The organism is Aliidongia dinghuensis (genome assembly GCF_014643535.1).
Taxonomy (GTDB): Bacteria; Pseudomonadota; Alphaproteobacteria; order ATCC43930; family CGMCC-115725; genus Aliidongia; species Aliidongia dinghuensis.
In genome coordinates, this window is record NZ_BMJQ01000004.1 from 315,171 (window position 1) to 338,151 (window position 22,981).

24 protein-coding genes and 2 riboswitches are annotated in these 22,981 nt (G+C 67.7%); of the genes, 10 read left to right on the forward strand and 14 right to left on the reverse strand.

Features of this window, described 5'->3' with window-relative positions; genetic code table 11:
* Positions 1-2 precede the first annotated feature (2 nt).
* Entirely contained in the window at positions 3-941 is a 939-nt protein-coding gene (locus IEY58_RS09730; protein WP_189045040.1) for a 2-hydroxyacid dehydrogenase, read from the forward strand.
* Positions 942-967: 26 nt separating this feature from the next.
* On the opposite strand, the gene IEY58_RS09735 is transcribed toward IEY58_RS09730, so the two are convergent.
* From IEY58_RS09735 to IEY58_RS09745, 3 genes are all read right to left on the reverse strand, one after another.
* Positions 968-1,258, reverse strand: a complete 291-nt coding sequence (locus IEY58_RS09735; RefSeq protein ID WP_189045042.1) for a type II toxin-antitoxin system RelE/ParE family toxin — start codon at positions 1,256-1,258, stop codon at positions 968-970.
* Positions 1,246-1,530, reverse strand: a complete 285-nt coding sequence (locus IEY58_RS09740; RefSeq protein ID WP_189045044.1) for a CopG family ribbon-helix-helix protein — start codon at positions 1,528-1,530, stop codon at positions 1,246-1,248. The genes IEY58_RS09735 and IEY58_RS09740 overlap by 13 nt, the downstream gene beginning before the upstream one ends.
* A 143-nt stretch (positions 1,531-1,673) precedes the next feature.
* Positions 1,674-2,666 carry a sugar kinase gene (locus tag IEY58_RS09745; protein WP_229743617.1) on the reverse strand — a complete coding sequence of 331 codons (993 nt, stop codon included), beginning with the start codon at positions 2,664-2,666 and terminating at the stop codon, positions 1,674-1,676.
* Between the two features lie 52 nt (positions 2,667-2,718).
* On the opposite strand from IEY58_RS09745, the gene eda reads away from it, so the two are divergent.
* Positions 2,719-3,342 (forward strand): bifunctional 4-hydroxy-2-oxoglutarate aldolase/2-dehydro-3-deoxy-phosphogluconate aldolase, encoded by a 624-nt coding sequence (gene eda / locus IEY58_RS09750; RefSeq protein ID WP_189045046.1) that lies wholly within the window; start codon positions 2,719-2,721, stop codon positions 3,340-3,342.
* A gap of 42 nt (positions 3,343-3,384) precedes the next feature.
* Here the strand turns inward: eda and IEY58_RS09755 are convergent, their stop codons facing one another.
* Positions 3,385-4,125, reverse strand: coding sequence for an SDR family NAD(P)-dependent oxidoreductase (locus IEY58_RS09755; protein ID WP_189045048.1), 741 nt, complete (start codon positions 4,123-4,125; stop codon positions 3,385-3,387).
* Between the two features lie 278 nt (positions 4,126-4,403).
* On the opposite strand from IEY58_RS09755, the gene IEY58_RS09760 reads away from it, so the two are divergent.
* The 5 genes from IEY58_RS09760 to IEY58_RS09780 all read left to right on the forward strand — a co-directional run bounded on the left by IEY58_RS09760 (position 4,404) and on the right by IEY58_RS09780 (position 9,596).
* Positions 4,404-5,480 (forward strand): ABC transporter ATP-binding protein, encoded by a 1,077-nt coding sequence (locus IEY58_RS09760; RefSeq protein ID WP_189045050.1) that lies wholly within the window; start codon positions 4,404-4,406, stop codon positions 5,478-5,480.
* Between the two features lie 66 nt (positions 5,481-5,546).
* Positions 5,547-6,872: an ABC transporter substrate-binding protein gene (locus IEY58_RS09765; RefSeq protein ID WP_189045051.1), complete on the forward strand. Its 1,326-nt coding sequence runs from the start codon at positions 5,547-5,549 to the stop codon at positions 6,870-6,872.
* Positions 6,873-6,930: 58 nt separating this feature from the next.
* Entirely contained in the window at positions 6,931-7,881 is a 951-nt protein-coding gene (locus IEY58_RS09770; protein WP_189045053.1) for a carbohydrate ABC transporter permease, read from the forward strand.
* A gap of 32 nt (positions 7,882-7,913) precedes the next feature.
* Positions 7,914-8,792: a carbohydrate ABC transporter permease gene (locus IEY58_RS09775; RefSeq protein WP_189045055.1), complete on the forward strand. Its 879-nt coding sequence runs from the start codon at positions 7,914-7,916 to the stop codon at positions 8,790-8,792.
* Between the two features lie 12 nt (positions 8,793-8,804).
* On the forward strand, positions 8,805-9,596 hold the full coding sequence (locus tag IEY58_RS09780; protein ID WP_229743618.1) for an aminoglycoside N(3)-acetyltransferase: 792 nt from the start codon (positions 8,805-8,807) through the stop codon (positions 9,594-9,596).
* Here the strand turns inward: IEY58_RS09780 and IEY58_RS09785 are convergent.
* From IEY58_RS09785 to IEY58_RS09795, 3 genes are all read right to left on the reverse strand, one after another.
* Positions 9,574-10,197 (reverse strand): hypothetical protein, encoded by a 624-nt coding sequence (locus IEY58_RS09785; protein ID WP_189045057.1) that lies wholly within the window; start codon positions 10,195-10,197, stop codon positions 9,574-9,576. The two genes, IEY58_RS09780 and IEY58_RS09785, sit on opposite strands and share 23 nt — an antisense overlap.
* Before the next feature lie 109 nt (positions 10,198-10,306).
* A complete protein-coding gene (locus IEY58_RS09790; RefSeq protein WP_189045059.1) occupies positions 10,307-10,801 on the reverse strand; it encodes a GNAT family N-acetyltransferase in 495 nt (164 codons plus the stop codon).
* Entirely contained in the window at positions 10,798-12,042 is a 1,245-nt protein-coding gene (locus tag IEY58_RS09795; protein ID WP_189045061.1) for an MFS transporter, read from the reverse strand. The genes IEY58_RS09790 and IEY58_RS09795 overlap by 4 nt, the downstream gene beginning before the upstream one ends.
* Before the next feature lie 152 nt (positions 12,043-12,194).
* Between IEY58_RS09795 and IEY58_RS09800 the strand changes: the two genes are divergently transcribed.
* Positions 12,195-12,638: a YcgN family cysteine cluster protein gene (locus tag IEY58_RS09800; protein WP_189045063.1), complete on the forward strand. Its 444-nt coding sequence runs from the start codon at positions 12,195-12,197 to the stop codon at positions 12,636-12,638.
* A gap of 7 nt (positions 12,639-12,645) precedes the next feature.
* On the opposite strand, the gene IEY58_RS09805 is transcribed toward IEY58_RS09800, so the two are convergent.
* The 5 genes from IEY58_RS09805 to gcvT form a co-directional block, all read right to left on the reverse strand.
* Positions 12,646-12,984: a hypothetical protein gene (locus IEY58_RS09805; RefSeq protein ID WP_189045065.1), complete on the reverse strand. Its 339-nt coding sequence runs from the start codon at positions 12,982-12,984 to the stop codon at positions 12,646-12,648.
* A gap of 509 nt (positions 12,985-13,493) precedes the next feature.
* A complete protein-coding gene (gene gcvPB, locus IEY58_RS09810; RefSeq protein WP_189045067.1) occupies positions 13,494-15,050 on the reverse strand; it encodes an aminomethyl-transferring glycine dehydrogenase subunit GcvPB in 1,557 nt (518 codons plus the stop codon).
* On the reverse strand, positions 15,047-16,393 hold the full coding sequence (gene gcvPA / locus IEY58_RS09815; RefSeq protein ID WP_189045069.1) for an aminomethyl-transferring glycine dehydrogenase subunit GcvPA: 1,347 nt from the start codon (positions 16,391-16,393) through the stop codon (positions 15,047-15,049). The genes gcvPB and gcvPA overlap by 4 nt, the downstream gene beginning before the upstream one ends.
* Positions 16,393-16,770, reverse strand: a complete 378-nt coding sequence (gcvH, locus tag IEY58_RS09820; RefSeq protein ID WP_189045387.1) for a glycine cleavage system protein GcvH — start codon at positions 16,768-16,770, stop codon at positions 16,393-16,395. Before gcvH ends, gcvPA begins: the two co-directional genes overlap by 1 nt.
* 51 nt (positions 16,771-16,821) lie before the next feature.
* Complete coding sequence (gene gcvT, locus IEY58_RS09825; RefSeq protein ID WP_189045071.1) at positions 16,822-17,937, reverse strand: glycine cleavage system aminomethyltransferase GcvT; 1,116 nt, start codon at positions 17,935-17,937, stop codon at positions 16,822-16,824.
* Between the two features lie 62 nt (positions 17,938-17,999).
* Positions 18,000-18,086, reverse strand: a riboswitch (glycine riboswitch).
* A 4-nt stretch (positions 18,087-18,090) separates the two neighbouring features.
* A riboswitch (glycine riboswitch) is annotated at positions 18,091-18,189 on the reverse strand.
* A 61-nt stretch (positions 18,190-18,250) separates the two neighbouring features.
* On the opposite strand from gcvT, the gene IEY58_RS09830 reads away from it, so the two are divergent.
* Positions 18,251-18,691, forward strand: a complete 441-nt coding sequence (locus IEY58_RS09830) for a DUF488 domain-containing protein (protein ID WP_189045073.1) — start codon at positions 18,251-18,253, stop codon at positions 18,689-18,691.
* A gap of 21 nt (positions 18,692-18,712) precedes the next feature.
* On the opposite strand, the gene IEY58_RS09835 is transcribed toward IEY58_RS09830, so the two are convergent.
* Positions 18,713-19,627, reverse strand: a complete 915-nt coding sequence (locus IEY58_RS09835; RefSeq protein WP_189045075.1) for a ferritin-like domain-containing protein — start codon at positions 19,625-19,627, stop codon at positions 18,713-18,715.
* Between the two features lie 297 nt (positions 19,628-19,924).
* Between IEY58_RS09835 and IEY58_RS09840 the strand changes: the two genes are divergently transcribed.
* A complete protein-coding gene (locus IEY58_RS09840) occupies positions 19,925-21,694 on the forward strand; it encodes a DUF2334 domain-containing protein (protein ID WP_229743619.1) in 1,770 nt (589 codons plus the stop codon).
* Between the two features lie 36 nt (positions 21,695-21,730).
* On the opposite strand, the gene IEY58_RS09845 is transcribed toward IEY58_RS09840, so the two are convergent.
* Positions 21,731-22,975 carry an NAD(P)/FAD-dependent oxidoreductase gene (locus tag IEY58_RS09845; RefSeq protein WP_189045077.1) on the reverse strand — a complete coding sequence of 415 codons (1,245 nt, stop codon included), beginning with the start codon at positions 22,973-22,975 and terminating at the stop codon, positions 21,731-21,733.
* Positions 22,976-22,981: the final 6 nt, after the last annotated feature.

Genomic DNA, 22,981 nt, shown 5'->3' on the forward strand with positions numbered 1-22,981 from the left:
CGATGAAGCCCGAGATCCTGGTCGCCTCACAGATGCCGGCGCCGACGATGCGCGCGCTCGAGGAGAATTTTACCCTGCACAAGCTCTACGAGGCTGAGGATCAGGCGGCGTTTCTGGCCGGGATCAAGGATCGGGTGCGCGGCATCGCGACCTCGGGCGGCAAGGGGGCGAGTGCCGCGCTGATGGACGCCGTGCCCAAGACCGAGATCATCGCCAATTTCGGCGTCGGCTATGACGCGGTGGACGTGGGCGCGGCCAAGGCACGCAACATCGCCGTTACCAACACGCCGGACGTGCTGACCGACGACGTGGCCGACCTGGCGCTGGCCCTCTTGCTCGATGCCGCCCGGCTGGTGAGCCGGGCCGACCGCTTCGTGCGCGCGGGCCAGTGGCTGAAGGGCAATCATCCGCTCGGCCACGCGGTCGCCGGCAAGAAGCTCGGCATCGTGGGACTGGGCCGCATCGGCGCCGCCATCGCCACCCGCGCCGAGGCGTTCAAGCTCCAGGTCTCCTGGTACGGCCCGCGGCCGAAGCCGGACGTGAAATGGCCCTATGTCGCCGATCTGGTGGCGCTCGCGCGCGACGTCGATTTCCTGTGCGTCATCTGTCCCTTGACCAAGGACACGCACCATCTCATCACCCGCGAAGTGATCGAGGCGCTGGGTCCCGAAGGCACGCTCATCAACGTGGCGCGCGGGCCGGTGGTGGACGAGCCGGCGCTGGTCGAAGCGCTCAAGGCCGGCAAGCTCGGCCACGCCGCCCTCGACGTGTTCGAGGACGAGCCCCGAGTGCCGGAGGCTCTCCTCGCCATGGACAATGTCGTGCTGCTGCCGCATCAGGGCAGCGCCACGATCGAGACCCGCACGGCCATGGGCCAACTCGTGGTTGACAATCTGGTGGCGCACTTCGCAGGCCAACCGCTGCTGACGCGGGTCGCGTAGGATCTATTCACCGGGGGCAGGGGTGCTTAATACCCTGCCTCCCTTTCATGCCGGACGGCCAGAAGCACGACGTCACGGCCATCGTAGCGGTACATCACGAGATAGCTGCCGCTGCCAAAGCCGACCGGCCACTCTCGAAACTCCGGCGGCATGTCTTCGGCGGGACGACCGGCCTGCGGGTGGGTTCCGAGCAGGCGGACGCCCTGCCGGATCGCCTTGACGGCGCGGGAGGCGGCATCGGGATTCTTGGGCTTGAGAAATCCATGCAATCTGGCGACGTCGCGGAGCGCGGCGGGCGACCAGATCAGTCGTGGCACGGCGGCGGCTCTGCGTCCTCACCGGATTCGAGGCGTGCCAGCCAGGCGTCGGCTTCGTCGGCCGTCGCGTGCATTCCCGTGGCCTGATATTCGGCCCAGGCTGCCAACGCCGACTGCCGAAACTGCTCGCGCCGTTCTTCGCGGTCGACATACTGCTCGATCGCTTCACGCAGGAGCCAGTGCGTCGAGCGACGGCGCGTCTTGGCGAGTTCTTGCACGCGACGCTTTGTTTCCTCGTCAAGCTTGACGCTCGTCGTCGATGTCGCCGCCATCGGGTGCTCCAAGGTGTTACCTGGCAACACCCTATCACATGGAGATTTGACGCGCGAGCGGGAGGGGGAACGGCGTCGAAGCGGTGCGACCCTCACTAAGTTCGCTGCCACTCATCACCCGCTCCCGCCAACCGAGGGAGGGTTTAATTTTCAAGCCGCGGCGTCGCGTCGAGCGGGATGATGGCCCCCCGGTGCTGGATGACCGAGGCGGCGACGCGGCCGCCGAAGCGGGCTGATTCCGCCGGGCTTTGCCCCAGTAGGCGGGCGGCGAGATAGCCGCCGTTGAACGAGTCGCCGGCGGCGGTCGTGTCGATCGGCTTCACCAGCTCGGCGACCGGCACGGTCTCCTCGGCACCGCCAATCGAGATCAGGCTGCCGGCCTCGCCCTGCTTCACCACGACCTCGCCGACGCCCAGGTCATGGAGCCGGGCGGCGACGTCGCGCGCGGTGCCGGGGCCGAACAGGTTCGCCTCGTCGTCGACCGAAGGGAGCGCGATGTCGACCAGCTTCAGGAAGCGCCGGAAGCAGCCGCGCGCCGCCTCGGCGCCCGGCCAGCCCGCTGGCCGGTAGTTGCCGTCATAGGCGATGGTCGTGCCTTGGGCGCGTGCCGCCGTCAGGACGTCGAAGAACCGGTCGCGCCCGGCGTCCGACAAGATCGAGAGCGTGATGCCGGAAAAGATCGCGAGGTCGGCCGCCGCGATTTGCTCCGCAAGCGGGAAGGTCTCCGGCGCCTCGAACATCAGCTTCGCCGCCGCGGCCGAGCGCCAGTAGTAGAAGCGGCGCTCGCCGGCCGGATCGGTCTTGATCATGTAGAGGCCGGGCAGCTTGCCCGGCAGGCGTGCGACCGAGTCGGTCCCGATGCCTTCCGACTGCCAGAAGGCCAGCATCGAGTCGCTGTAGGGATCGTCACCGAGCGCCGTCAGATAATCGACCGCGATCCGGGCGCCGGCCGCGCGCTTCAGATAGACGGCGGTATTGAGCGTATCGCCGGCATATCCGAGCGCCAGCGCGCCCTGGCCGCGGTCGCTGAGCTCGATCATGCATTCGCCGATCGCGACCACCCGGGAAATCGCATTGCCGCTCCGCTCGCGGCGGACTTTCAGTCCCGGCCCCGCTTGGTTTAGGTTGGCGGCCATCGTCACTTTCGCATCACCCATATCACCCAGGTCAAATTAGGGAGCCCTAGCCATGCCCCAGCCGTTCGATCATACGCCGGTTATTCCGGTCCTGACCATCGAGCGGGTGGAGGATGCCATCCCGCTCGCGACCGCGCTCATCGAAGGCGGGCTCAACGCGCTCGAGGTGACCCTGCGCACGCCGAGCGCGCTCGGCGTGATCGAGAAGATCGCCCGCGACCTGCCGCATGCCCTGGTCGGCGCCGGCACGGTGCTGCGCACCGCCGACGTGACAGCGGCCAAGAATGCCGGCGCCAAGTTCCTGGTGAGCCCGGGCCTGACCCAGAGCCTCGCCGCGGCCGGCATCGCCTCGGGCCTGCCGTACCTGCCGGGCGCCGTCACGCCGAGCGAGGTCATGATCGCCCGCGAATTCGGCTTCTCGTTCCTGAAATTCTTCCCGGCCAAGGAGTATGGCGGCGTCGCCATGCTGAAGGCTTGGGCCCCGATCTTCCCCGGCATCGAGTTCTGCCCGACCGGCGGCGTCAGCGAGGCGAACGCCGCCGAGTACCTGGCGCTGCCGAACGTGCCGGTCGTCGGCGGCACCTGGGTCGCCAATGCCGAGGCGATTCGCAGCGGCGACTGGGCCGGCATCCGCGAGCGGGCCCTGCGCGCGTCGAAGCTGCGGCCGCCCCGGTAACCGGCTAAGCCCCGTCCTCGACGCAGCTGATAGGGCGCGCGGCTAATAGACCGCGCGGCCGCCCGACAGATCGAAGACCGCGCCGGTCGAGAACGAGCATTCCTCGGACGCGAGCCAGGCGATCATCGCGGCGATCTCGGTCACGAGCCCGAATCGGCCCATCGGGATCTTCGACAGCATGTACTGGATATGCTGCTCGGTCATCTGGGCGAAGATCTCGGTCTTGATCGCGGCCGGCGTCACGCAATTGACGCGGATGCCGGTCTGCGCCAGCTCCTTGCCCAAGGATTTGGTGAGCGAGATGACGCCCGCCTTGGCCGCCGAATAGGCGGCGGCGTTCGGATTGCCCTCCTTGCCGGCGATGGAGGCGATATGGACGATCCGGCCATAGTCGCGGCGGCGCATGCCGGGGATGACGGCGCGCGAGCACAGGAACGGGCCGGTCAGGTCGACGTCGAGCACCCGGCGCCAATCCTCGACGGGATAGTCATCAACCGGCCGGTTCGGGCCGGTGATGCCGGCGCTCGTGACCAGGATATCGGTCGGGCCGATTGCCCGTTCGCTGTGTTCCAGTGCCGCGGCGATCGCGTCCGGATCGGCCACGTCGACGGCGACGCCGAACTGGCCGATCCGTTCGGCCTCAGCCGCAGCGACCGCCCCGTCACGGTCCCAAATCGCGACCCGCGCGCCGGATGCGGCGAAACGCTCAGCCACCGCAAGTCCGATGCCGCGCGCCCCACCGGTGACGATCGCCCGTCGCCCGTTCAAATCGATCCGGTTCATCCGTCCTCCCAAAACTGCGCCAATATGTCTGACAATTAGTCTTCCGCTCGGCGTGCGGCTGCCTTAGGATCACGCAACGAAGGGGGTGGTCGTCAAGGGCGGCTCTCTTTTCCGAAGGCGGGCGCCTAGACCCGTCCGGGGAAAGGTTTTTTTGGGGGAGGTCGCCGGTGAAAGCTCTCGGGCTATCTTGGTGCCAGGACCGATGCGGGGTGCGGCTTAACGCCGGTCCGCAGCCGTTCGATCTCGCTCGTTGAAGGCAGCGGGAGGATAGGCGAGCAATGGCATCGGTCGGCATTCGCGGCGTCAAGAAGCAGTTCGGTTCGGTCCAGATCATCCACGGAGTCGACATCGACATCGCGGACGAGGAATTCGTCGTGCTCGTCGGCCCGTCGGGCTGCGGCAAATCGACCCTGCTGCGCATGATTGCCGGCCTGGAGCAGATCAGCGGCGGCGAGATCTCGATCGGCGGCACGGTGGTGAACAGCCTGCCGCCCAAGGAACGGGACATCGCGATGGTGTTCCAGAACTACGCGCTCTACCCGCACATGACGGTCTACGACAACATGGCGTTCAGCATGAAGCTGCGCGATGCGGGCAAGACCGAGATCGACAGCCGGGTCCAGCAGGCAGCGGAGATCCTCAGCCTCAAGCCCTATCTCGACCGGTATCCGCGGCAATTGTCGGGCGGGCAGCGCCAGCGCGTCGCCATGGGCCGGGCGATCGTGCGCGATCCCAAGGTGTTCCTGTTCGACGAGCCGCTGTCGAACCTCGACGCGAAGCTGCGCGTGCAGATGCGCACCGAGATCAAGGCGCTGCACCAGCGGCTCCGCACGACATCGATCTATGTCACCCACGACCAGGTCGAGGCCATGACCATGGCCGACCGGATTGTCGTCATGCACGATGGCGTCGTCGAGCAGATCGGCTCGCCGCTCGAGCTCTATGACTTCCCGGCCAACCAGTTCGTGGCCGGCTTCATCGGCTCGCCGGCGATGAATTTCCTGCCCGGCACGCTCCGGCGCGCCGCCGGCACCGCCTGGGTCGACAGTGCCGGCGGCGTGCGGCTGCCGCTGCCGCCCATCGCCGGCGGGCGGGACGGCCAGCCGGTCGTCTACGGCATCCGGCCCGAGCACCTGACGCTCGATGCGGCCGGTGTTGCCGCCGCCGTGTCGGTGGTGGAGCCGACCGGTGCCGACACCTTCGTCTATGCCGAGATCGGCGGCGTGCCGATCTGCGCCACGTTCGACGAGCGCCACGAGTTTCACCCCGGAGAACCGATCGCGCTCGCCCCGCGGCTTGACGCGGTCCATCTGTTCGACGCGGCCACGGGGACCAAGGTCGCCGCTTCGGCCTGATCTGTTTCCTGACGAACGGCGCCCGCCGAAGAACGGTGCCGACGCAATGAGAGAGGGAGGACGTACATGACGGACATCACGAGACGAGATGCCATCAAGATCGGTGCCGCGGCGGCGTTGACCGCGGGGGCGGCGGGCCTGGTCGGCGGCGCTGATGCGCAGGCCCAGACGGCCTTCGCGCTGAAGCCGGAGGCTGGCGCCTCGCTCAAGGTCTTGCGCTGGAAGCGCTTTGTGCAAGGCGACGAAGACGTCTGGCTCGCCAACAGCAAGAAATACGCCGAGACGACCGGCGTGCAGGTCCGCGTCGACAGCGAGAACTGGGAGGACGTGCGTCCGAAGGCCGCCGTCGCCGCCAATGTCGGCAGCGGCCCGGACATCATCATCACGACGAACGACGACGCCCAGAAATTCCCGGGCAAGCTCCTGGACGTGAGCGACCTTGCTGACTACCTGGGCGGCAAGTACAGCGGCTGGTATCCGGTCTGTGATCGCTATTCCAAGCGCGACGGCAAGTGGATCGGCATTCCGATGGGCTGCGCCGGCAATGCGCTCGTCTATCGCAAGAGCCATATCCAGAAGGCCGGGTTCGAGGAGATCCCGAAGGATCTGCCGGGCTTCCTGAAGCTCTGCCAGGGCCTGAAGAAGAACGGCACGCCGGCGGGCTTCGCGCTGGGTCATGCCACGGGGGACGCCAACTGCTGGACGCACTGGTGCCTGTGGGCCCACGGCGCCAAGCTGGTCGACGAGAATAACCACGTGACACTCGACAGCCCTGAGACCGTGGCGGCGCTCGAATATGCGAAGCAGCTCTACCCGACGTTCATCGACGGCACGCTGAGCTGGCTCGACCCGTCCAACAACAAGGCGTTCCTGGCCGGCGAGTGCAGCCTGACCTCGAACGGCATCTCGATCTACTACGCGGCCAAGACCTCGACCGATCCGGCGCAGAAGGCGATGGCCGAGGACATCTACCACTCGAACTTCCCGATCGGTAAGCCCGGCATCCCGACCGAGCAGAACCTGTTCTTCAACATGGTGATCTTCAAATATTCGAAGTATCCCAACGCGGCGAAGGACTATCTGCGCTTCATGATGGAGCAGGAGCAGTATCTGCCCTGGCAGACGGCCTCGATCGGTTACGTTGCCCATCCGCTGGCGGCCTACGCCTCGAACCCGTTCTGGACTGAAGACCCGAAGGCGACGCCTTACCGCGACGCGGTCAAGGTCATGCGCGACACGGGCTATGCCGGCGCGCTTGGCGCCGAATCGGCGCAGTGCATGGCCGACTTCCTGATCGTCGACATGTTCGCCAAGGCCTGCACCGGCGCCGTGTCGCCCGCCGAGGCGGCGAAGCAGGCGCACGAGCAGGCGAAGCGGATCTACAAGGCGTGATGCGGCGGGCGGGATCGGCCGACGGTCGATCCCGCCCGAAGCCGGAGATTGAAATGTCATGACGGTCGTATCGGAAGGGGTGGGCGGACGGGCCGGCCGCCGGCAGGGGTTGCTCGCGGTCATTGCCGACAGCAGCGATCTGCTCGGCTGGCTGTTCATGGTGCCGGCCGCAGCCCTGCTGCTCGTTTTCCTGGCCTATCCGCTGGTGCTCGGCATCTGGCTGGGCCTGACCGACGCAACGCTGGGCGACCCTGGCCATTTTACCGGGTTCGATAATTTTCTTACGCTCTTCAGCGACGACGTCTATTGGCTGAGCGTGTTCAACACGATCGTCTATACGGTCGTCGCCAGCGCCGCCAAATTCCTCTTGGGCCTGTGGCTCGCCATGCTGCTGAACGAGCATGTGCCGTTCAAGGCCTTCATCCGCGCCATCGTGCTGCTGCCCTGGATCGTGCCGACGGTGCTGTCGGCGATCGCGTTCTGGTGGATCTACGACGCCCAGTTCTCGATCGTGTCCTGGGCCTTGAAATCCATGGGGCTTATCCACAGCAACATCGATTTCCTGGGCGACCCGACGAACGCCCGCATCTCGGTCATCATCGCCAATGTCTGGCGCGGCATCCCGTTCGTCGCGATCTCGTTGCTCGCCGGCCTGCAGACCATCCCGGCCTCGCTCTACGAGGCGGCGACGCTCGACGGTGCTTCCGGCTGGCAGCGCTTCCGCTTCATCACGCTACCGATGCTGACGCCGATCATCGCGGTCGTCATGACCTTCTCGGTGCTGTTCACCTTCACTGACTTCCAGCTGATCTACGTGCTGACGCGCGGCGGGCCGATCAATGCGACCCACCTGATGGCGACGCTCGCGTTCCAGCGCGCCATTCCGGGCGGCCAGCTGGGGCAGGGGGCAGCACTCGCCACCTCAATGATCCCGTTCCTGGTCGCTGCCGTCATGTTCAGCTATTTCGGCCTGCAACGCCGCAAGTGGCAACAGGGCGGACGCGACTAGAGCCCCCTCCACGCCGACAAGGACAGCGCCCCATGGCCCGTACCCTCGCCGACCAGGCTGGTGGCATGAACTATCTGGTGTCGACCCCGCGCAAGGTCGTCACCGTCTATCTGCCGCTCGCGATCTTTCTCTTCGTGCTGCTGTTCCCGTTCTACTGGATGGCGATCACCTCGATCAAAAGCAACGATGAGCTCTACGACACGAGCCACGGCAGCCCGTTCTGGGTGATCAAGCCAACCCTGCAGCACTATTACCACCTGCTGTTTGAGACCGAATATCCAGCCTGGATGTGGAACACGATCATCGTGTCGGTCGTGTCGACCTTCCTGTCGCTGTTCGCCTCGGTGCTGGCTGCCTACGCGATCGAGCGGCTGCGCTACAGGGGTGCCAGGACGGTGGGCCTGGCGATCTTCCTCGCCTATTTGGTGCCGCCGTCGATCCTGTTTCTGCCGCTCGCCTTCATGGTGCTGCAGTTCGACATGTTCGACAGCAAGTTCGCTTTGATGCTGACCTACCCGACGTTCCTCATCCCATTTTGCACCTGGCTGCTCATGGGGTACTTCAAGTCGATCCCCTACGAGCTTGAGGAATGCGCGCTGATCGACGGCGCCTCGCGCTGGCAGATCCTGGTCAAGATCATCCTGCCGCTCGCCGTGCCCGGCCTGATCTCGGCCGGCATCTTCGGCTTCACCTTAAGCTGGAACGAGTTCATCTACGCGCTCACCTTCATCTCGTCGTCGGAGAACAAGACGATCCCGATCGGCGTCGTGACCGAGCTGGTCGAGGGCGACGTCTATCATTGGGGGCCGCTCATGGCCGGGGCGCTGCTGGGCTCGCTGCCGGTCGCGATCCTCTATTCCTTCTTCGTCGAGCACTACGTCTCGAGCATGACGGGGGCAGTCAAGGAATAGGGCGGACCAAGCTTGCAGCAGATCATCGCGGAGACCGACCGGCCGCGGACGCGGGCGAGCCTTGCCGCCGATCTCGCGGCGCTCGGCGTGGCCCCGGGGCAGCTCGTCATGCTCCATGTCTCGCTGCGCGCGCTCGGCTTCGTCGTCGGCGGTGCCATGACCCTGCTCGATGCCGTGCTCGATCGGCTGGGGCCTGACGGCACGCTGATGATGCCGGCGCATTCGGCCGATCTCAGCGACCCGGGCCAATGGGCGGCACCACCGGTGCCGGCGGGCTGGGTCGAGGAGATCCGCGCCGCAATGCCGGCGTACGATCCCGCCCGCACACCGACATGGGGGCTGGGTGCGGTGGCGGAGCTGTTCCGGACCTGGCCGGGCGTGATGCGCAGCAACCATCCGGCAGCCTCGGTGGCGGCGCGCGGCCCGCTGGCGGCGGAAATCGTCGGCCGCCATCCGCTCGATGATCCCCATGGCGAGGCGTCGCCGCTCGCCCGGGCCTACGACCGCGACGTCAAGCTCCTGCTGCTGGGCGTCGGCTGGAATCGAGCGACGCTCTTGCACTTGGCGGAGCGCCGGGCCTGGCCCGATGCGGCCCCCGTATCGGCCGGCGCCCCGATAACGCGCGACGGGCGCCGGGTCTGGCAAACCTATCGCGATTACGACAGCGATCCGGAGCGGTTTGCTGCCGTGGGCGAGGCGCTGGCGGGCGACGTTGTCCGCGGCAAGGTCGGCTCGGCGGCGGCGATCCTGGTCGATGGCCGCACCGCCGTCGACACCGCGGTCAGGGTTCTGGCGCGATCCTGACCGCGTAGGTCGGCCGGCCGTCCTCGTCGATCAGGCCAAGGGCGGCGAGGCGGTGGAGGGTCGCGCGGAAGAAGTCGGCCGTGCCGGCGCGGCCGGCGCCTTCGAGCCAGTTCTGTTCCTGGAATGCCAAGATCGCCGGTTGGCCGAGCTCGACCTCCCACAGGATGCCGAGGAGCGAGGCCATGGCCTCTTCGGTCTCGCGCGTCGCGTCGTCGGCCGCGCGCGCGCCGTCGGCGATCGCGATCTCGCCGGTTTCCGGACCGGCGCCGAGCCCGAAGTCGGGCAGGAACCGGCGCGACGGTGACGCGATCTGGTAATGGGCGACCTCATGGACCAGCACGGCTGGCTCGCTCTTGGTCCTGACGCGCGCGCCATCCCAGCTGAACGCCTGCTGCGGTGCCTCGGCGAGCGGCTGCATGCCGAAACACTCGGTCAAGGCCACGGCGTCGGCATGCCAGAGCTCGACCGGCCCGCCTTCGGCCGCCCGGCTGTCGGCGATGCGCCGGAACACGGCGGTCTCGAACGGCGCCCCATCGAGCGCCCGCTCGAACGCCGCCAGCACCAGGTCGAGCGCATGGGGCGCGATCGGTGTCAGGATCATCAGGCAGGCTCGGGACGGGCGGACATGGCGGGAATGGAAGCTTGCCGAAAGTCCAGGTCAGTGCAAGAGCCCGCCGGGCGCGGCAGCCATGAGCCAGGCCGGTTCGTGCCTAGGGGCGCCTCAGCCGCGCCATGTAATAGGCGTCGACGAGCACGCCATCCCGGAGCCCGAATTGCCGGGCGACGCCCTCGCGCTCGAAGCCGCAGCTTTCATAGAGCTTGATCGCCGCCGCGTTGTCGACGAACACCGTGAGCTCGATGCGGGTCAGGCCCAGCCAATTCTCGCCGAGGTCGACGGCGGCCTCCAGAAGCTTCCGGCCGATGCCGCGTCCGTGAAAGCTGTCGTGCACGAACAGGCCGATCTCGCCAACATGCCGGCGCCGGCCTTCGCCCTGGTTGAGCGACAACAGGCCGACGACCTTGCCGTCGAGGATGGCGGCGAGGCGATGCCGGTTCGGATCGGCCGTATCGAGCCGCTTGCGCAGCACGTCGCGCGACGCATAGGGCAGCCGCAGCGTGCCCCAGATGCAGCGCGGCTGCTGGAACAGCTCGGCCGCCGATTCCCAATCGGCCATGTCGAAGCCGCGGATCACAATGTTCTTCATGGCGCAGGTGTCTTTCTCGGGTGGGTGCGGGGATCGAGTTCGGCCGCTGCCGGCGTCGAGTTCGAGACGAGCTGGAACGGCGTCTGGAGATACGACGGCCGTGCGCTGCGCCGTGCCATGCGGAGTGCTACGACGCCGGCGAGTGCCGCCGAAGTAATGGTGCAATAGACGAAGAGCCCGGCCGGCCCAAGCCACTCCATGAGCGCCGCGCCCAGCAGCGGGCCGACCGTGGCGCCGATGCCGTAGGCGAACAGCAGGGCGCCGGCGGCGGCAACCCGGTCCTCCTCGGCGACATAATCGTTCGCATGGGCGGCCGTCACCGGGTAGATCACCTGGCTGACGCCGCCGAACACCAATGCCAGGGCCAGGAGCGACCAGAGGCCGAAGCCCTCCGCGGCCGAGAGCACGCCCGAAACCGCAGTTACGCTGATGATGACGACGAGCAGCACACTCCGCCGATCGAACCGGTCGGAGAGCCGCCCGACCGGCAGCTGGAACAGCAGCGCGCCCAGGATCGTGACGCTCATGAACACCGAGATGCGCGGGGTCGAAAGCCCGATGCCCTGGGCATAGATCGGTGCCAAGCCGGCGAAGGCCGCGTTGATGAGCCCGGCGAACAGCGAGCCCAGCACGCCCAGGGGCGTCATGCGGAACAATTGGCCGATCGACAGCGTCGAGTGGGCGGCCGGCAGCGGCGCCTCCGCATTGGTCGCGGCGACCGGGATCAGCGCCAGGACGAACAGGCCGGCGGTCAGGATGAAGCTGCCGGTGCCGCCGGTCGGCAGCAGGTCGATGAGGTACTGGCCGAGGCCGGTCGCGACCTGCTCGATCATGACGTAGAGCGCCAGCACCTGGCCGCGCGTCGCCTCGTCGGATCGATGGTTGAGCCAGCTCTCGGTGACGAGGAACAGGCCGGCGATGGCGAAGCCGCCGCAGGCGCGGAGCCCGGTCCAGGCGACCGGGTCGACGACGAGCGCCTGGAACAGGACCGAAGACGACAGAAGTGCCGAGAAGATCGCGAAGGCTCGGATGTAACCGACGCGTCGGACGACCCTGCCCGACAGCATGGAGCCGGCCATGAAGCCCGCGAAATAGGCGGCGAGGATCAGGCCGATGGTGAGCTGCCCGAACCGCTCGTAGGCCATGCGCAGGCTGAGGAACGTCTGGAACAGGCCGGCGCCGAGCAGGAGGATGCTGACGCCGAACAGCAGCGCGCCGACATTGCGCAAGATCCGCCCCAAGCCCGCCCCCGCGATTGTTTGCCGGTGCCCGATCACCCGCCCTCCGTGCGGACCATAGCTGAAGCATGGCGGCCTGCGCACGCACCGCTTGGCGCGGCGGCGGAAACGGCCTATGGGAACGCTGATTTTGGGTATTGCGATCGAGGACGGGAATGACGGGCGAACCCTTCTGGCGTGCGAAGCCGCTGGCGGCGCTCAGTGCCGAGGAGTGGGAATCCCTCTGCGACGGCTGCGGCAAATGCTGCACCATCAAGCTGCAGGACGAGGATACCGACGAGATCCTCTATACGGACGTGGTGTGCCATTTGCTGGACACCCACAGCTGCCGCTGCAGCCGCTATAAGGATCGGGCGCGGCTCGTGCCCGACTGCGTCAAGGTCACGCCGGACAATATCGCCGACCTGGGCTTCATGCCCTCGACCTGCGCCTATCGGCTCCTCGCCGAGGGCAAGGATCTGCCGGATTGGCATCCGCTCGTCAGCGGCCGGCGCGATTCGGTGCATCGCGCCGGCATGTCGGTGCGCCACCGGGTCTTTTCAGAGGAAGAGATCGAAGAGGAAGACCTGCCCGGCCATATCGTCGACTGGGTGCGCTGAACGGCCTTCAAATGTCGCGGTGGTTTTTCTCGGCCGGTTCCGCCGGCGCGGTGACGACGCGGCTGACCGGCGCCGCTTCGCCCGGCGCTGCCACGGGCGCGCGCAGACCGCCGGATCGGGCGACACGCAAGGCAACGCCGCTCAGCCTGTTGTCCAGGCTGCGGTGTAGCATGCTGGCTTCGAGATAGGCGGGATCGCTTGCCGCGGGAGCATCGCCGACCGACAGCGACAGCTCGACGCCCATGACGCCGAGCTTGGCTTCGACGCTCGGCAAGCCGGCGCCGACCAGTAGCACAGCCGCTGCCCCGGCGCCGAAGGCGGCCGATCCGATCGCGAGCTTTCCCAAATCCCGGGCTGGCATCCCCACCTCCATCCCTCAGGAAGGACGCGGGTAATCTAGCGGTGAACGTGCAAGAGGGCGAGCGGTTTCGGCGCCGCAGCCTTGGGTCAGCGGCGGCAGCGCCGATTGCCGCGCCGGCTCTCGCCGACGCTCGAGATATAGATCGCGACCACGGCGAAGGCACCGAGATCGCAGAGTTCGCTCAAGATCATCTGCACCATGGCCCTAACCCTCCGAGGCCGATGTGGTGCAGGTAATACGCTCCAGCTGGCAAAAACATCCCCGGCAATGGCATGCCAGCCGCGCATTTTTCTACCGAGGCGGGTATTCCCCCATCGCACCGGTGGCAGCACCCGCATTCCCTCGCCCATGAAATGGGAGAGGGAGGGGCCCAATCCGCCAGGATTGGGAGGGTGAGGGTGTTGCTGCGGCGAAACCCTCACCCTCCCGTCGCTCTGCGCCGGGGCCCTCCCTCTCCCGCAAGCGGGCGAGGGCGATAACGAACGCGATCGCCGCTATTCCGCAGCGGTGCGTGCCGGCTCCTCGGGCTTCCAGCGCAGGACCGGCTGGCGGGCGGCCGAGGTCTCGTCGAGCCGGCGGCGCGGCGTCAGCGTCGGGGCGGCGCGGAACTTGTCGACCTTGCCTTCCCTGGCTTCGGCCGCCAGCGCCTTCAGCACGCCGATGAACCGGTCGAGCGTTGCCTTGCTCTCGGTCTCCGTCGGCTCGATCAGGAGCGCGCCATGCACGACCAGCGGGAAATACATGGTCATGGGATGGAAGCCCTCGTCGATCAACGCCTTGGCGACGTCGAGCGTGGTGACGCCGGTGTCCTTGAGGAAGCGGTCGTCGAACAGCGCCTCGTGCATGCACGGACCCTCGAACGGCGCCGTCAGGTCGTCCTTGAGGCCGGCCAAGACGTAGTTCGCGTTCAGCACCGCGTCGCTCGCGACCTGGCGGAGCCCGTCGGCGCCATGGCTCATCATGTAGGCGAGCGCCCGCACGAACATGCCCATCTGGCCATGGAAGCCCTTGAGCCGGCCGAGTGCCTGGGTTGCAGCACCCTCGGCCTTTTCAAGCACTTCGAAGCCGTTCTTGCCATGGACGACCCAGGGTAGCGGCGCGAACGGCGCGAGCGCGGCCGCGAGCACGACCGGACCGGCACCCGGACCGCCGCCGCCATGCGGCGTCGAGAAGGTCTTGTGCAGGTTGATGTGCATGACGTCGACGCCGAGATCGGCCGGCCGGACGCGGCCGACGATGGCGTTGAAGTTGGCGCCGTCGCAGTAGAAATAGGCGCCCGCCGCATGGACCGCGTCCGAGATCTCGCGGATCTCGGTCTCGAACAGGCCGCAGGTGTTGGGGTTGGTCAGCATGACGGCGGCCACGTCGGGCCCCAGCTGCGCCTTGAGCGCCGCGAGATCGACCCGGCCGCGTGCATTGGCCGGCACGGCCTCGACCGTGAAGCCGCAGGCGGCCGCGGTCGCGGGGTTGGTGCCGTGCGCTGATTCCGCGACCAGCACCTTGTTGCGCGTCTCGCCCTTGGCCTGGTGCGCGGCGCGGATCGCCATCATGCCGCACAGCTCGCCATGGGCGCCGGCGGCGGGGCTCATGGCGACCGCCGGCATGCCGGTCAGCACCTTCAGCCAATGGGCGAGCTGGTCGATGACCGCCAACGCGCCCTGCACGGTCGAGACCGGTTGCAGCGGATGGATGTCGGCGAAGCCGGCCAAGCGCGCCATCTTCTCGTTGAGCCGCGGGTTGTGCTTCATGGTGCACGAGCCCAGCGGATAGAGGCCGGTGTCGATCGCGTAGTTCTTCTGCGACAAGCGCGTGAAGTGCCGGACGATCTCCGGTTCCGAGATGCCGGGCAGGCCGATGCGGCCCTTGCGGGCATTGGTGCCCAAGCGGTTCTTCGCCTTGGGCGGGGCGGGCAGGTCGACGCCGCAGCGGCCCTCGCTGTCGCGCTCGAACAGCAGCGGCTCCTCGATCTGCAGGCCGCGATGGCCGCTATAGGTGCCGCTGGCACCCAGGTCGGCGGTGAAGTTGCTGATTGCCTTGCTCCACTCGTTCATCGCAGCACCTCCTGGAGCTTGGCAGCGAACGTGTCCATGTCCGCCTCGGTATTGGTCTCGGTCGCCGCGACCAAGAGCAGGTTCTTGAGCTCCGGCCGGTCCGGATAGAGGCGCGAGACCGGCACGCCGGCGAGCACGCCGTGGCCGACGAGCGCCTCGACCACGTCCGCCGCCGGCTTCGGCAGGGCCATGGTGAACTCGTTGAAGAAGCTGTCGTTCAGCACCGTGACGCCCGGCACGCTCTCGAGCTTCTCGGCGAGCAGCGAGGCATGGGCGTGGTTGATCTCTGCCAGGCCCGTGAAGCCGATCTCGCCCAGGAGCGACATGTGGATGGTGAAGGCGAGGGCGCAGAGCCCTGAATTCGTGCAGATATTGCTCGTCGCCTTCTCGCGCCGGATATGCTGCTCGCGCGTCGAGAGCGTCAGCACCCAGCCGCGCCTGCCATCGGCATCGACGGTCTGGCCGACGAGGCGGCCCGGCATCTGGCGGACGTATTTGTCGCGCGTCGCGAACAGGCCCACATGCGGTCCGCCGAATGTCAGCGGGTTGCCGATCGACTGGCCCTCGGCCGCGACGATGTCCGCGCCCATCTCGCCCGGCGGCGTGATGGCGCCCAGCGAGACGATCTCGCTCACGACGACGACCAAGAGCGCGCCCTTGGCATGCGCCGCCGCAGCGAGCGCCGAGTAATCGCGGATCCGACCGAAGAAGTCCGGGTTCTGCACGACGACGCACGAGGTCTTGTCGTCGATCAGCGCCGCCAGGTCCTCGTCCGCCTCCGGATGCGGGTCGGCGGCGACGATCGTGACGCCGGCGAAGCGGGCGTTGGTCTCGGTCGTCTCGCGATAGTGCGGGTGCAGGCCGCCCGACAGCACGGCGCGGCTGCGACGCGTGACGCGGTTCGCCATCATCACCGCCTCGGCGGTGGCGCTGGCGCCGTCGTACATTGAGGCGTTCGCCACATCCATGCCGGTGATGAGCGCCACCTGCGTCTGGAACTCGAACAGGTACTGCAGCGTGCCCTGAGTCACTTCCGGCTGGTACGGCGTGTACGAGGTCATGAACTCGCCGCGCTGGATGATGTGATCGACCGTCGCCGGCACATGGTGGCGATAGGCGCCGGCGCCGAGGAAGCTCGGCACCGATCCGGCCGGAACGTTCTGGGCGGCGAGCCGGGCGAGCGCACGCTCGACCTCGAGCTCACCCTGGTGCGGCGGCAGGTCGAAAGGTTCGTCGCGCCAGGCGGCCTTCGGCACGTCGCGGAACAGCGCGTCGACCGAGGGGACGCCGATGGCGACAAGCATCTCCCGACGTTCCGCCTCCGTCAGCGGAAGGTAGCGCATCAGTTGCTCTCCGCGACCATGGCTTCGTAGGCCGCCTCGTCGAGCAGATCGGCGAGCTCGCCCTTGTCGGCAACGGTCATCTTGAAGAACCAGCCGTCGCCCGTCGGGTCGCGGTTGACCAGCGCCGGGTCGTCGGCCAGCGCCTGGTTGCCCTCGGTCACTGTGCCGGAGACCGGCGCATAGATCTCGCTCGCGGCCTTCACCGACTCGACGACGGCCGCTTCCTTGGCCTTGGCGACGACCTTGCCGGCGGCCGGCACCTCGACATAGACGACGTCGCCCAGCGCCTCGGCAGCGTGGGCCGTGATGCCGACGGTCGCCGTGTCGCCGTCGACCCGGATCCATTCATGGCTCTTGGTGTAACGGATCTCGCTCATCATTCGAACTCCTTGGGGACGGCGGCGTGAGCCGCGGTAGTAACCGCGGCATTAGCCGCGGTAGTAGCGGTGGGGAACGAAGGGTAGGGCCACGACCTGCGCCGGCCGCGGCACGCCGCGCACCATGAGCGTCACGGCCGTGCCGACTTCGGCGTACTTGGCGTCGACATACCCCATGGCGACCGGGCCGCCCTGGCTCGGGCCGAAGCCGCCGGAGGTGATTTCGCCGATCTTCTGGGTGCCGTCGGTGATCTCGGTATGCTCGCGCGCAGGCGCCTTGCCCTCGGGCAGGATGCCGACGCGGCAGCGCGGCGCCCCTCCGGCCAACTGCTGCTGGATGATCGCGGCGCCGGGGAAGCCGCCCTCGGTGCGGCGGCGCTTGCCGATCGCCCAGGCTAGATCGGCCTCGATCACAGTGGTCGTCTCATCGATGTCGTTGCCGTAGAGGCAGAGGCCGGCCTCGAGTCTCAGCGAGTCGCGGGCGCCGAGACCGATCGCGGCCACTTCCTCGTGCTTGAGCAGCAGGCGGGCGAAGCGCTCGGCGTCCTTGGCCGGCACCGAGATCTCGTAGCCGTCCTCGCCGGTGTAGCCCGAGCGGGTGACGAAACAATCGATGCCGTCGAACGTGACGTTAGCGGCGGTCATGAACGCCATCGTGGCGACCGACGGCGCCAGGCGTGCCAGCACGGTCACGGCGGCCGGCCCCTGCAGCGCCAGGAGTGCGCGATCCGACAGCGGCTCGACCGTCGCTTGGGTCCCGAGCCTCGCCTTCAGATGGGCGATGTCGGCGTCCTTGGTCGCGGCATTGACGATCAGGAACAGGTGATCCTCGAGGTTGGTCACCATCAGGTCGTCGAGGACGCCGCCCTTATCGTTGGTCAAGAGCGTGTAGCGGGTGCGCCAGGGCTTGAGTGCCTGGATGTCGCCCGGCACCAGCGTTTCGAGCGCGGCCGCGGGATTGGCGCCGCGGAGGCGCAGCTGGCCCATGTGCGAGACATCGAACAGGCCGGCCTTGGCCCGGGTATGGAGATGCTCGCCCAGCACGCCCAGCTTGTACTGCACCGGCATGTCGTAGCCGGCGAAGGGCACGAATTTGGCGCCGAGCTCGGCATGGAGCTCATGGAGCGGCACGCGCTTCAGGGCTGTTTCGGTCGGGGCGGCGCTCATGGTTCCTCTCGGGACGAACAGTGTGGACGCGTAGAGACCCGTGCTTGCACGGTTCGCGCCCCCTCTGTCCTGGGAACCTGAAAGATTGGCCGCGGCCGCGGCTTACCTCGTCGGTGAGGCGCCGATGGATCGGTGCCTGCTTTCCAGAGTCGCCGTCCCCTCGCGGTCCTTTTGCCTGAGAGTTTCCGGGGCGGTTGCTCCTTCGGCGCGGCAGAGCGATGCTGGCTCTCCCGTCTCTCCCACGAGGCTCAGTGGCTGGCGTCACCCGTCGCATTTTCGGGTTCCGCTGTCAACGCGCGAGGTCACCCCGGCGATGGAAATCTGGACGATCGGCTATGAGAAGGCGGCGCAGAGCGACGTCATCGCCGCCCTCGAGCGTGCCGGCATCCGCACCGTGATCGACGTGCGCGACCGGCCGCAGTCGCGCCGCGCCGGATTCTCGAAGAGCATGCTTGCGGGTTCGCTCAACGCGGCCGGCATCGGCTATGTCCACCTGAAGGCGCTCGGCACGCCCAAGGAGGGGCGGGTTGCCCATCATACGGGCGATCAGGTGACGTTCTGGCGTATCGTCGACGAGTCGCTCTCGACCGAGGCGGCTGGCGAGGCGCTCGAGGAGATTGCGGTCCGCGCCAAGGCTGAGCGCTGCTGCCTGCTTTGCTACGAGGCGGACTGGCGCCAGTGCCATCGCGCCCGCATCGTCGAGCGACTCGGCTGCCCCGCGCACCACCTGGAGGCGGTCGCGAGCTTTCTCTGAGCGTCAAGCACCCTCTGAGCGTCAAGCACCGGCCGTCTTCGGACGGGGCAGGAACCGCCGGGCGAGCGCCGCCAGCGCCGGCACCGTGGTCGGCCGCAGCAGGCGCGCGTCATAGCCGGCCATGCGCCGCTCGTTCTCGCTGAGACAGAGCGCGATGAGGGCCTGCGGGCTCAGGTCGCTGCCGACGGCGCTGCCGCCGGTCATGGCGAAGTTCGCGTCCTGCGCCGTGCCGTCGGCGTCGATGCCGCGGGCAATGCCGATCCGCTCCCAGATGAGAAACGCCCAGACGGCAACGACGCGCGCCTCGAACGCGATGCGGCGCCACCAGGGCAGATTGCGCCGATGCCAGGCCACCCAGTTCGCGAAGAACAGGATGTGGCGCGCCTCTTCCTGGATGACCGGCTCGAAGGTCTCGACCAGCTCGGGCGGAAAGAAGCCCGATTGCTTGGCGAGCGCGAACAGGCCAAAGGCGAAGAAACTGTCGACGCATTCGCTGTAGCCGGTAACGAGCCAGGCCCATTCCGCATCGGCCGGCGGCGGGTAGGCGGGCTCGGGCGCGAGCTTGATGCCGTAGGACGCGACGAGGTGACCCAGCACGACCTTGTGCCGCGCTTCCTCGCCCGCATCCATGTCGAGCGCCTGGCGCAACAGCGGCTCGCTGATCCGCTCGGCGAAGGTCTTGACCCGAATCGAGGCGCGGCCCTCGGTCTGCACCGCGATGTCCCAGATCGGCAGGGACGTCAGGCGCTGGAACGCGTCCGGCTCGAGCGTCGGCCAGACCATGACCGCCGGCTTATAGGGATTATGCGTCTCGAGCAGCATGCGGCAGAACAAGCGGAGGTGCTCGGCCGAGCCGATGCGGACCGGCCCCGCTTCGGGCGCTGCCCAATGGCGCATCACATGGTCGGCGGTAGCAATGGCGGCGGCGTCGGTCATCCAGGTTCCCTGCGGCAATCCAAATCCCGCAGAGCTATGGGCGCTAAGTGCTTGAGGAAAAGCCGTTGCGACCCCGTGCCACAGCAGCGCCGGATGGGTACTGAGGGAGTGCGGGGCATTCGCCGAGGGCCTCATCGGCGCCGCGCTCGACGCAATACCTTCGGAATCCCGTAAGTAATCGGGAACCGCTTAATCGCTGGCCGATGCAGTTTTCCGGCGGGACAATCGCCCGTTGGCCCGTGGCGGTAATCGGGCCTGACATTCCCGTCGCAGCGAGAGCGCATTGGGGGGAAACTCATGGCACGAGATCAATCCCTTTCCCGCCGCTTCGTCCTTCTGTCCGGCGGCGCAGCGCTCGCCGGGGCCGCACTTCCGACCGGCGCCGCCGCGGCCCTGGGGCCTGAGATAAACAAGCTGCCGGCACCGAACTATGCCGTCCACGACTATCCTGGGAACCCCTACCTGCGGCCGCAGGGCGGGCCGCTCGCGAGCCCATGGCCGGCGCCCAGGACCGTGAAGAGCGGCCCCGCGCTCGCCACGCGCCGCATGCGGAGGACGGCGTCGACCCCGCGGCCCCTCGCGGTCCCGCTGGCCCCGACGACGGCAGACTGGATGCCCTCGACGCTCGTGCTCTACGACACGACGGGCCAATCGGGCTGGCTCGGCGAGCTCTACGCCATCATGGCCGTCAACCTGGCGAGCCATTTCGGTAACTGGACCGCCATGCCGGTCGTCCAGTACGAATCTGGCGAGCTCAGCCAGTATTCCTGCGTGATCTATATCGGCTCGACCTATGGCGAACCGATCCCGACCGCGTTCCTCGACGACGTGCTGGCGGGGACCCAATCGGTCATCTGGGTCTATGACAACATCTGGCAATTGACCGCGCGCGCCGCGAACTTTACCGCGCTCTATGGCTGGAACTGGTCGCAGCTCGATTTCTCGACGGTCGCAGAGGTCGACTACAAGGGTCAGAAGCTGAAGCGCTATTCCGCGAACGGCGCCGGCATCATGAACTACGCCGTGGTCGGCTCGAACGTGAGCGTGCTCGCGACCTGCGTCCGCTCCGACGGCACGACGTTCCCCTGGGCCTTGCGCTCGGGCAACCTCACATATACCGGCGACAACCCGCTCGTCTATATCTCGGAGGGTGACCGCTACCTGGCGTTCTGCGACCTGCTGTTCGACGCGCTCGCCCCCACCACGCCGACCCAGCATCGGGCCCTCGTCCGGCTCGAGGACATCGACCCGACCTATGACCCCACGCAATTACGCGCAGTCGCGGATTATCTCGCGAGCCAAGGCGTGCCGTTCGGCTTCCAGATCATCCCGCGCTACCTGGATCCGAATGGCGTCTACAGCAACGGTGTGCCGCAGAACATCCCGCTCAGCAGCAAGCCGGCGATGGTCAGGGCGATCCGGTACATGCAGGACGCCGGCGGGGTCATGATCAATCATGGCTGGACCCACCAATATTCCAATGTCCCGAACCCCATCAACGCCGTGACGGGTCGAGATTGCGAATTCTTCCGCGTGACGCTGAATGCCGATTCCACGCCCAACTACCAGGGGCCGTTGCCGCCGGATTCGGACACCTGGGCGGCCGGCCGCTTCCTCTCAGCTCAAGCGGATCTCCAGGACGCGGGGCTCGACCTGCCGCCGCTCGTGACATTCCCCGACTATGCCGCCTCGGCGACCGATTACGCAGTGGCGGCGGAGATCTTCAACGCGCGTGCCGAACGGTCGCTCTATTTCAGCGGGCTGCTGACGGACGGCGGGCCGATCGACTATACAAGGTTCGTCGGCCAGTATTTCCCCTATGTCGTCTACGATGTCTACGGCGGCACGACCCTGCCCGACAATCTGGGCGGCATCGCGCCCCAGGGGTTCGACGTCTCGCCGGCGCGCCTGCCGGCGGACATCCTGGCGGATGCGCAGCGTAATCTGGTCGTGCGCGACGGGTTCGCGAGCTTCTTCATTCACACCGACAACCTCAGCTACCTCCAGGCCGTCGTCACCGGGGTGCAGGGCCTGGGGTACACCTTTGTCGCGCCCGACAGCCTGTAAAGGGTCGCAAGCCCTGTTGCCAGCTCGGGCTTCGGCTTAGTTCAGCCGCCCGAACCGGTCCGTCCGGCAGGCCGAGAGATCGATGTCGACCGGGCGCTCCAGTGCGAGATCGCGCGCGATCCGGCCGGTGATCGCGGCGAGCGTCAGGCCGATGTGCTGGTGGCCGAAGGCGAAGATCGCGTTGCGGGCGCGCGGGCTGGCCCCCAGCATCGGCAGATAGTCGGGCAGGGTCGGCCGGTCGCCGGTCCAGCGGCTCACCTCAGTGAGGTCCTGCCGGCCGAAGAGTGTGCGCATGTGACGCAGCAGCGCCTCGGCGCGGCGCCAGTCCGGCGCCTCGCCGGCACCGAGCTCGACCGTGCCGGCGAGGCGCAGGCCCATGGCCATGGGCACCGCGATGAAGCCGCGTTCGGCGAAGGTCGTCGGCAGCTCGAGCGGCGGGCCGTTCTCGAGCATGACGTGATAGCCGCGCTCGCCGCTGATCGGCGTGCGTGCGCCCAGCTGTTCGGCAAGGGTGCGCGACGCGATGCCGGTCGCGAGCACGACCGCGTCGACCGGCGTGTTGCGCTGGTCGGTGTGGATGCCGATGACGCGGCCGTCGCTGAGGTTGAAACCCGTCACCCGCTCGCGCCGGATCGTGCCGCCCTCGGCGATGAAGCGCTCGGCCAGGCGGTTCACGACGCCGTACGGATCGACCGTGTGGGCGGCATCGGGATAGAACCGGCCGCCCGCTGCCGGCCGGGTGAGGCCCGGGACCAGTGCGTTGATCCGCTCGGCCGACAGCAGCTCGACCCTGACGCCGTTGTCGCGCAGGATCCGGGCATCGTCGGCGCTGGCGGTGAACGCCTCGGGTTGTTCGTAGGCGACGAGCGCGCCGGCGGTATGAAACAGATCGCCCAGCCCGGAAAGCCGGATCTCCTCGTCCCAGGCGGTGCGGGCGCGGCCGAGGAGGGCGGCCAGCGCCTGCGTGCCGAGCCGCTCCTGGCCCGGCAGCGAGGCCCTGGCCGCGCGCCAGAGCCAGGGCCAGACGCGCGGCACGCCCGCGAACTTGAGACAGAGTGGCGCCAGCGGATCCGCCAGCATGCGCGGCACGCTCGCCAGGATATCGAGCCGGGTCAGCGGCCGGACATGATCGATCGCGATGTTGCCGGCATTGCCGAACGAGCAGACGGAGCCCGGCTCCGCCGGGTCATAGACGGTGACGGCGGCGCCCGCGCGCTGGAGCGCACGGGCGGTGCTCATGCCGATAATGCCGGCGCCGGCGATCGCGATCTGTGGGGGCATGGCGCG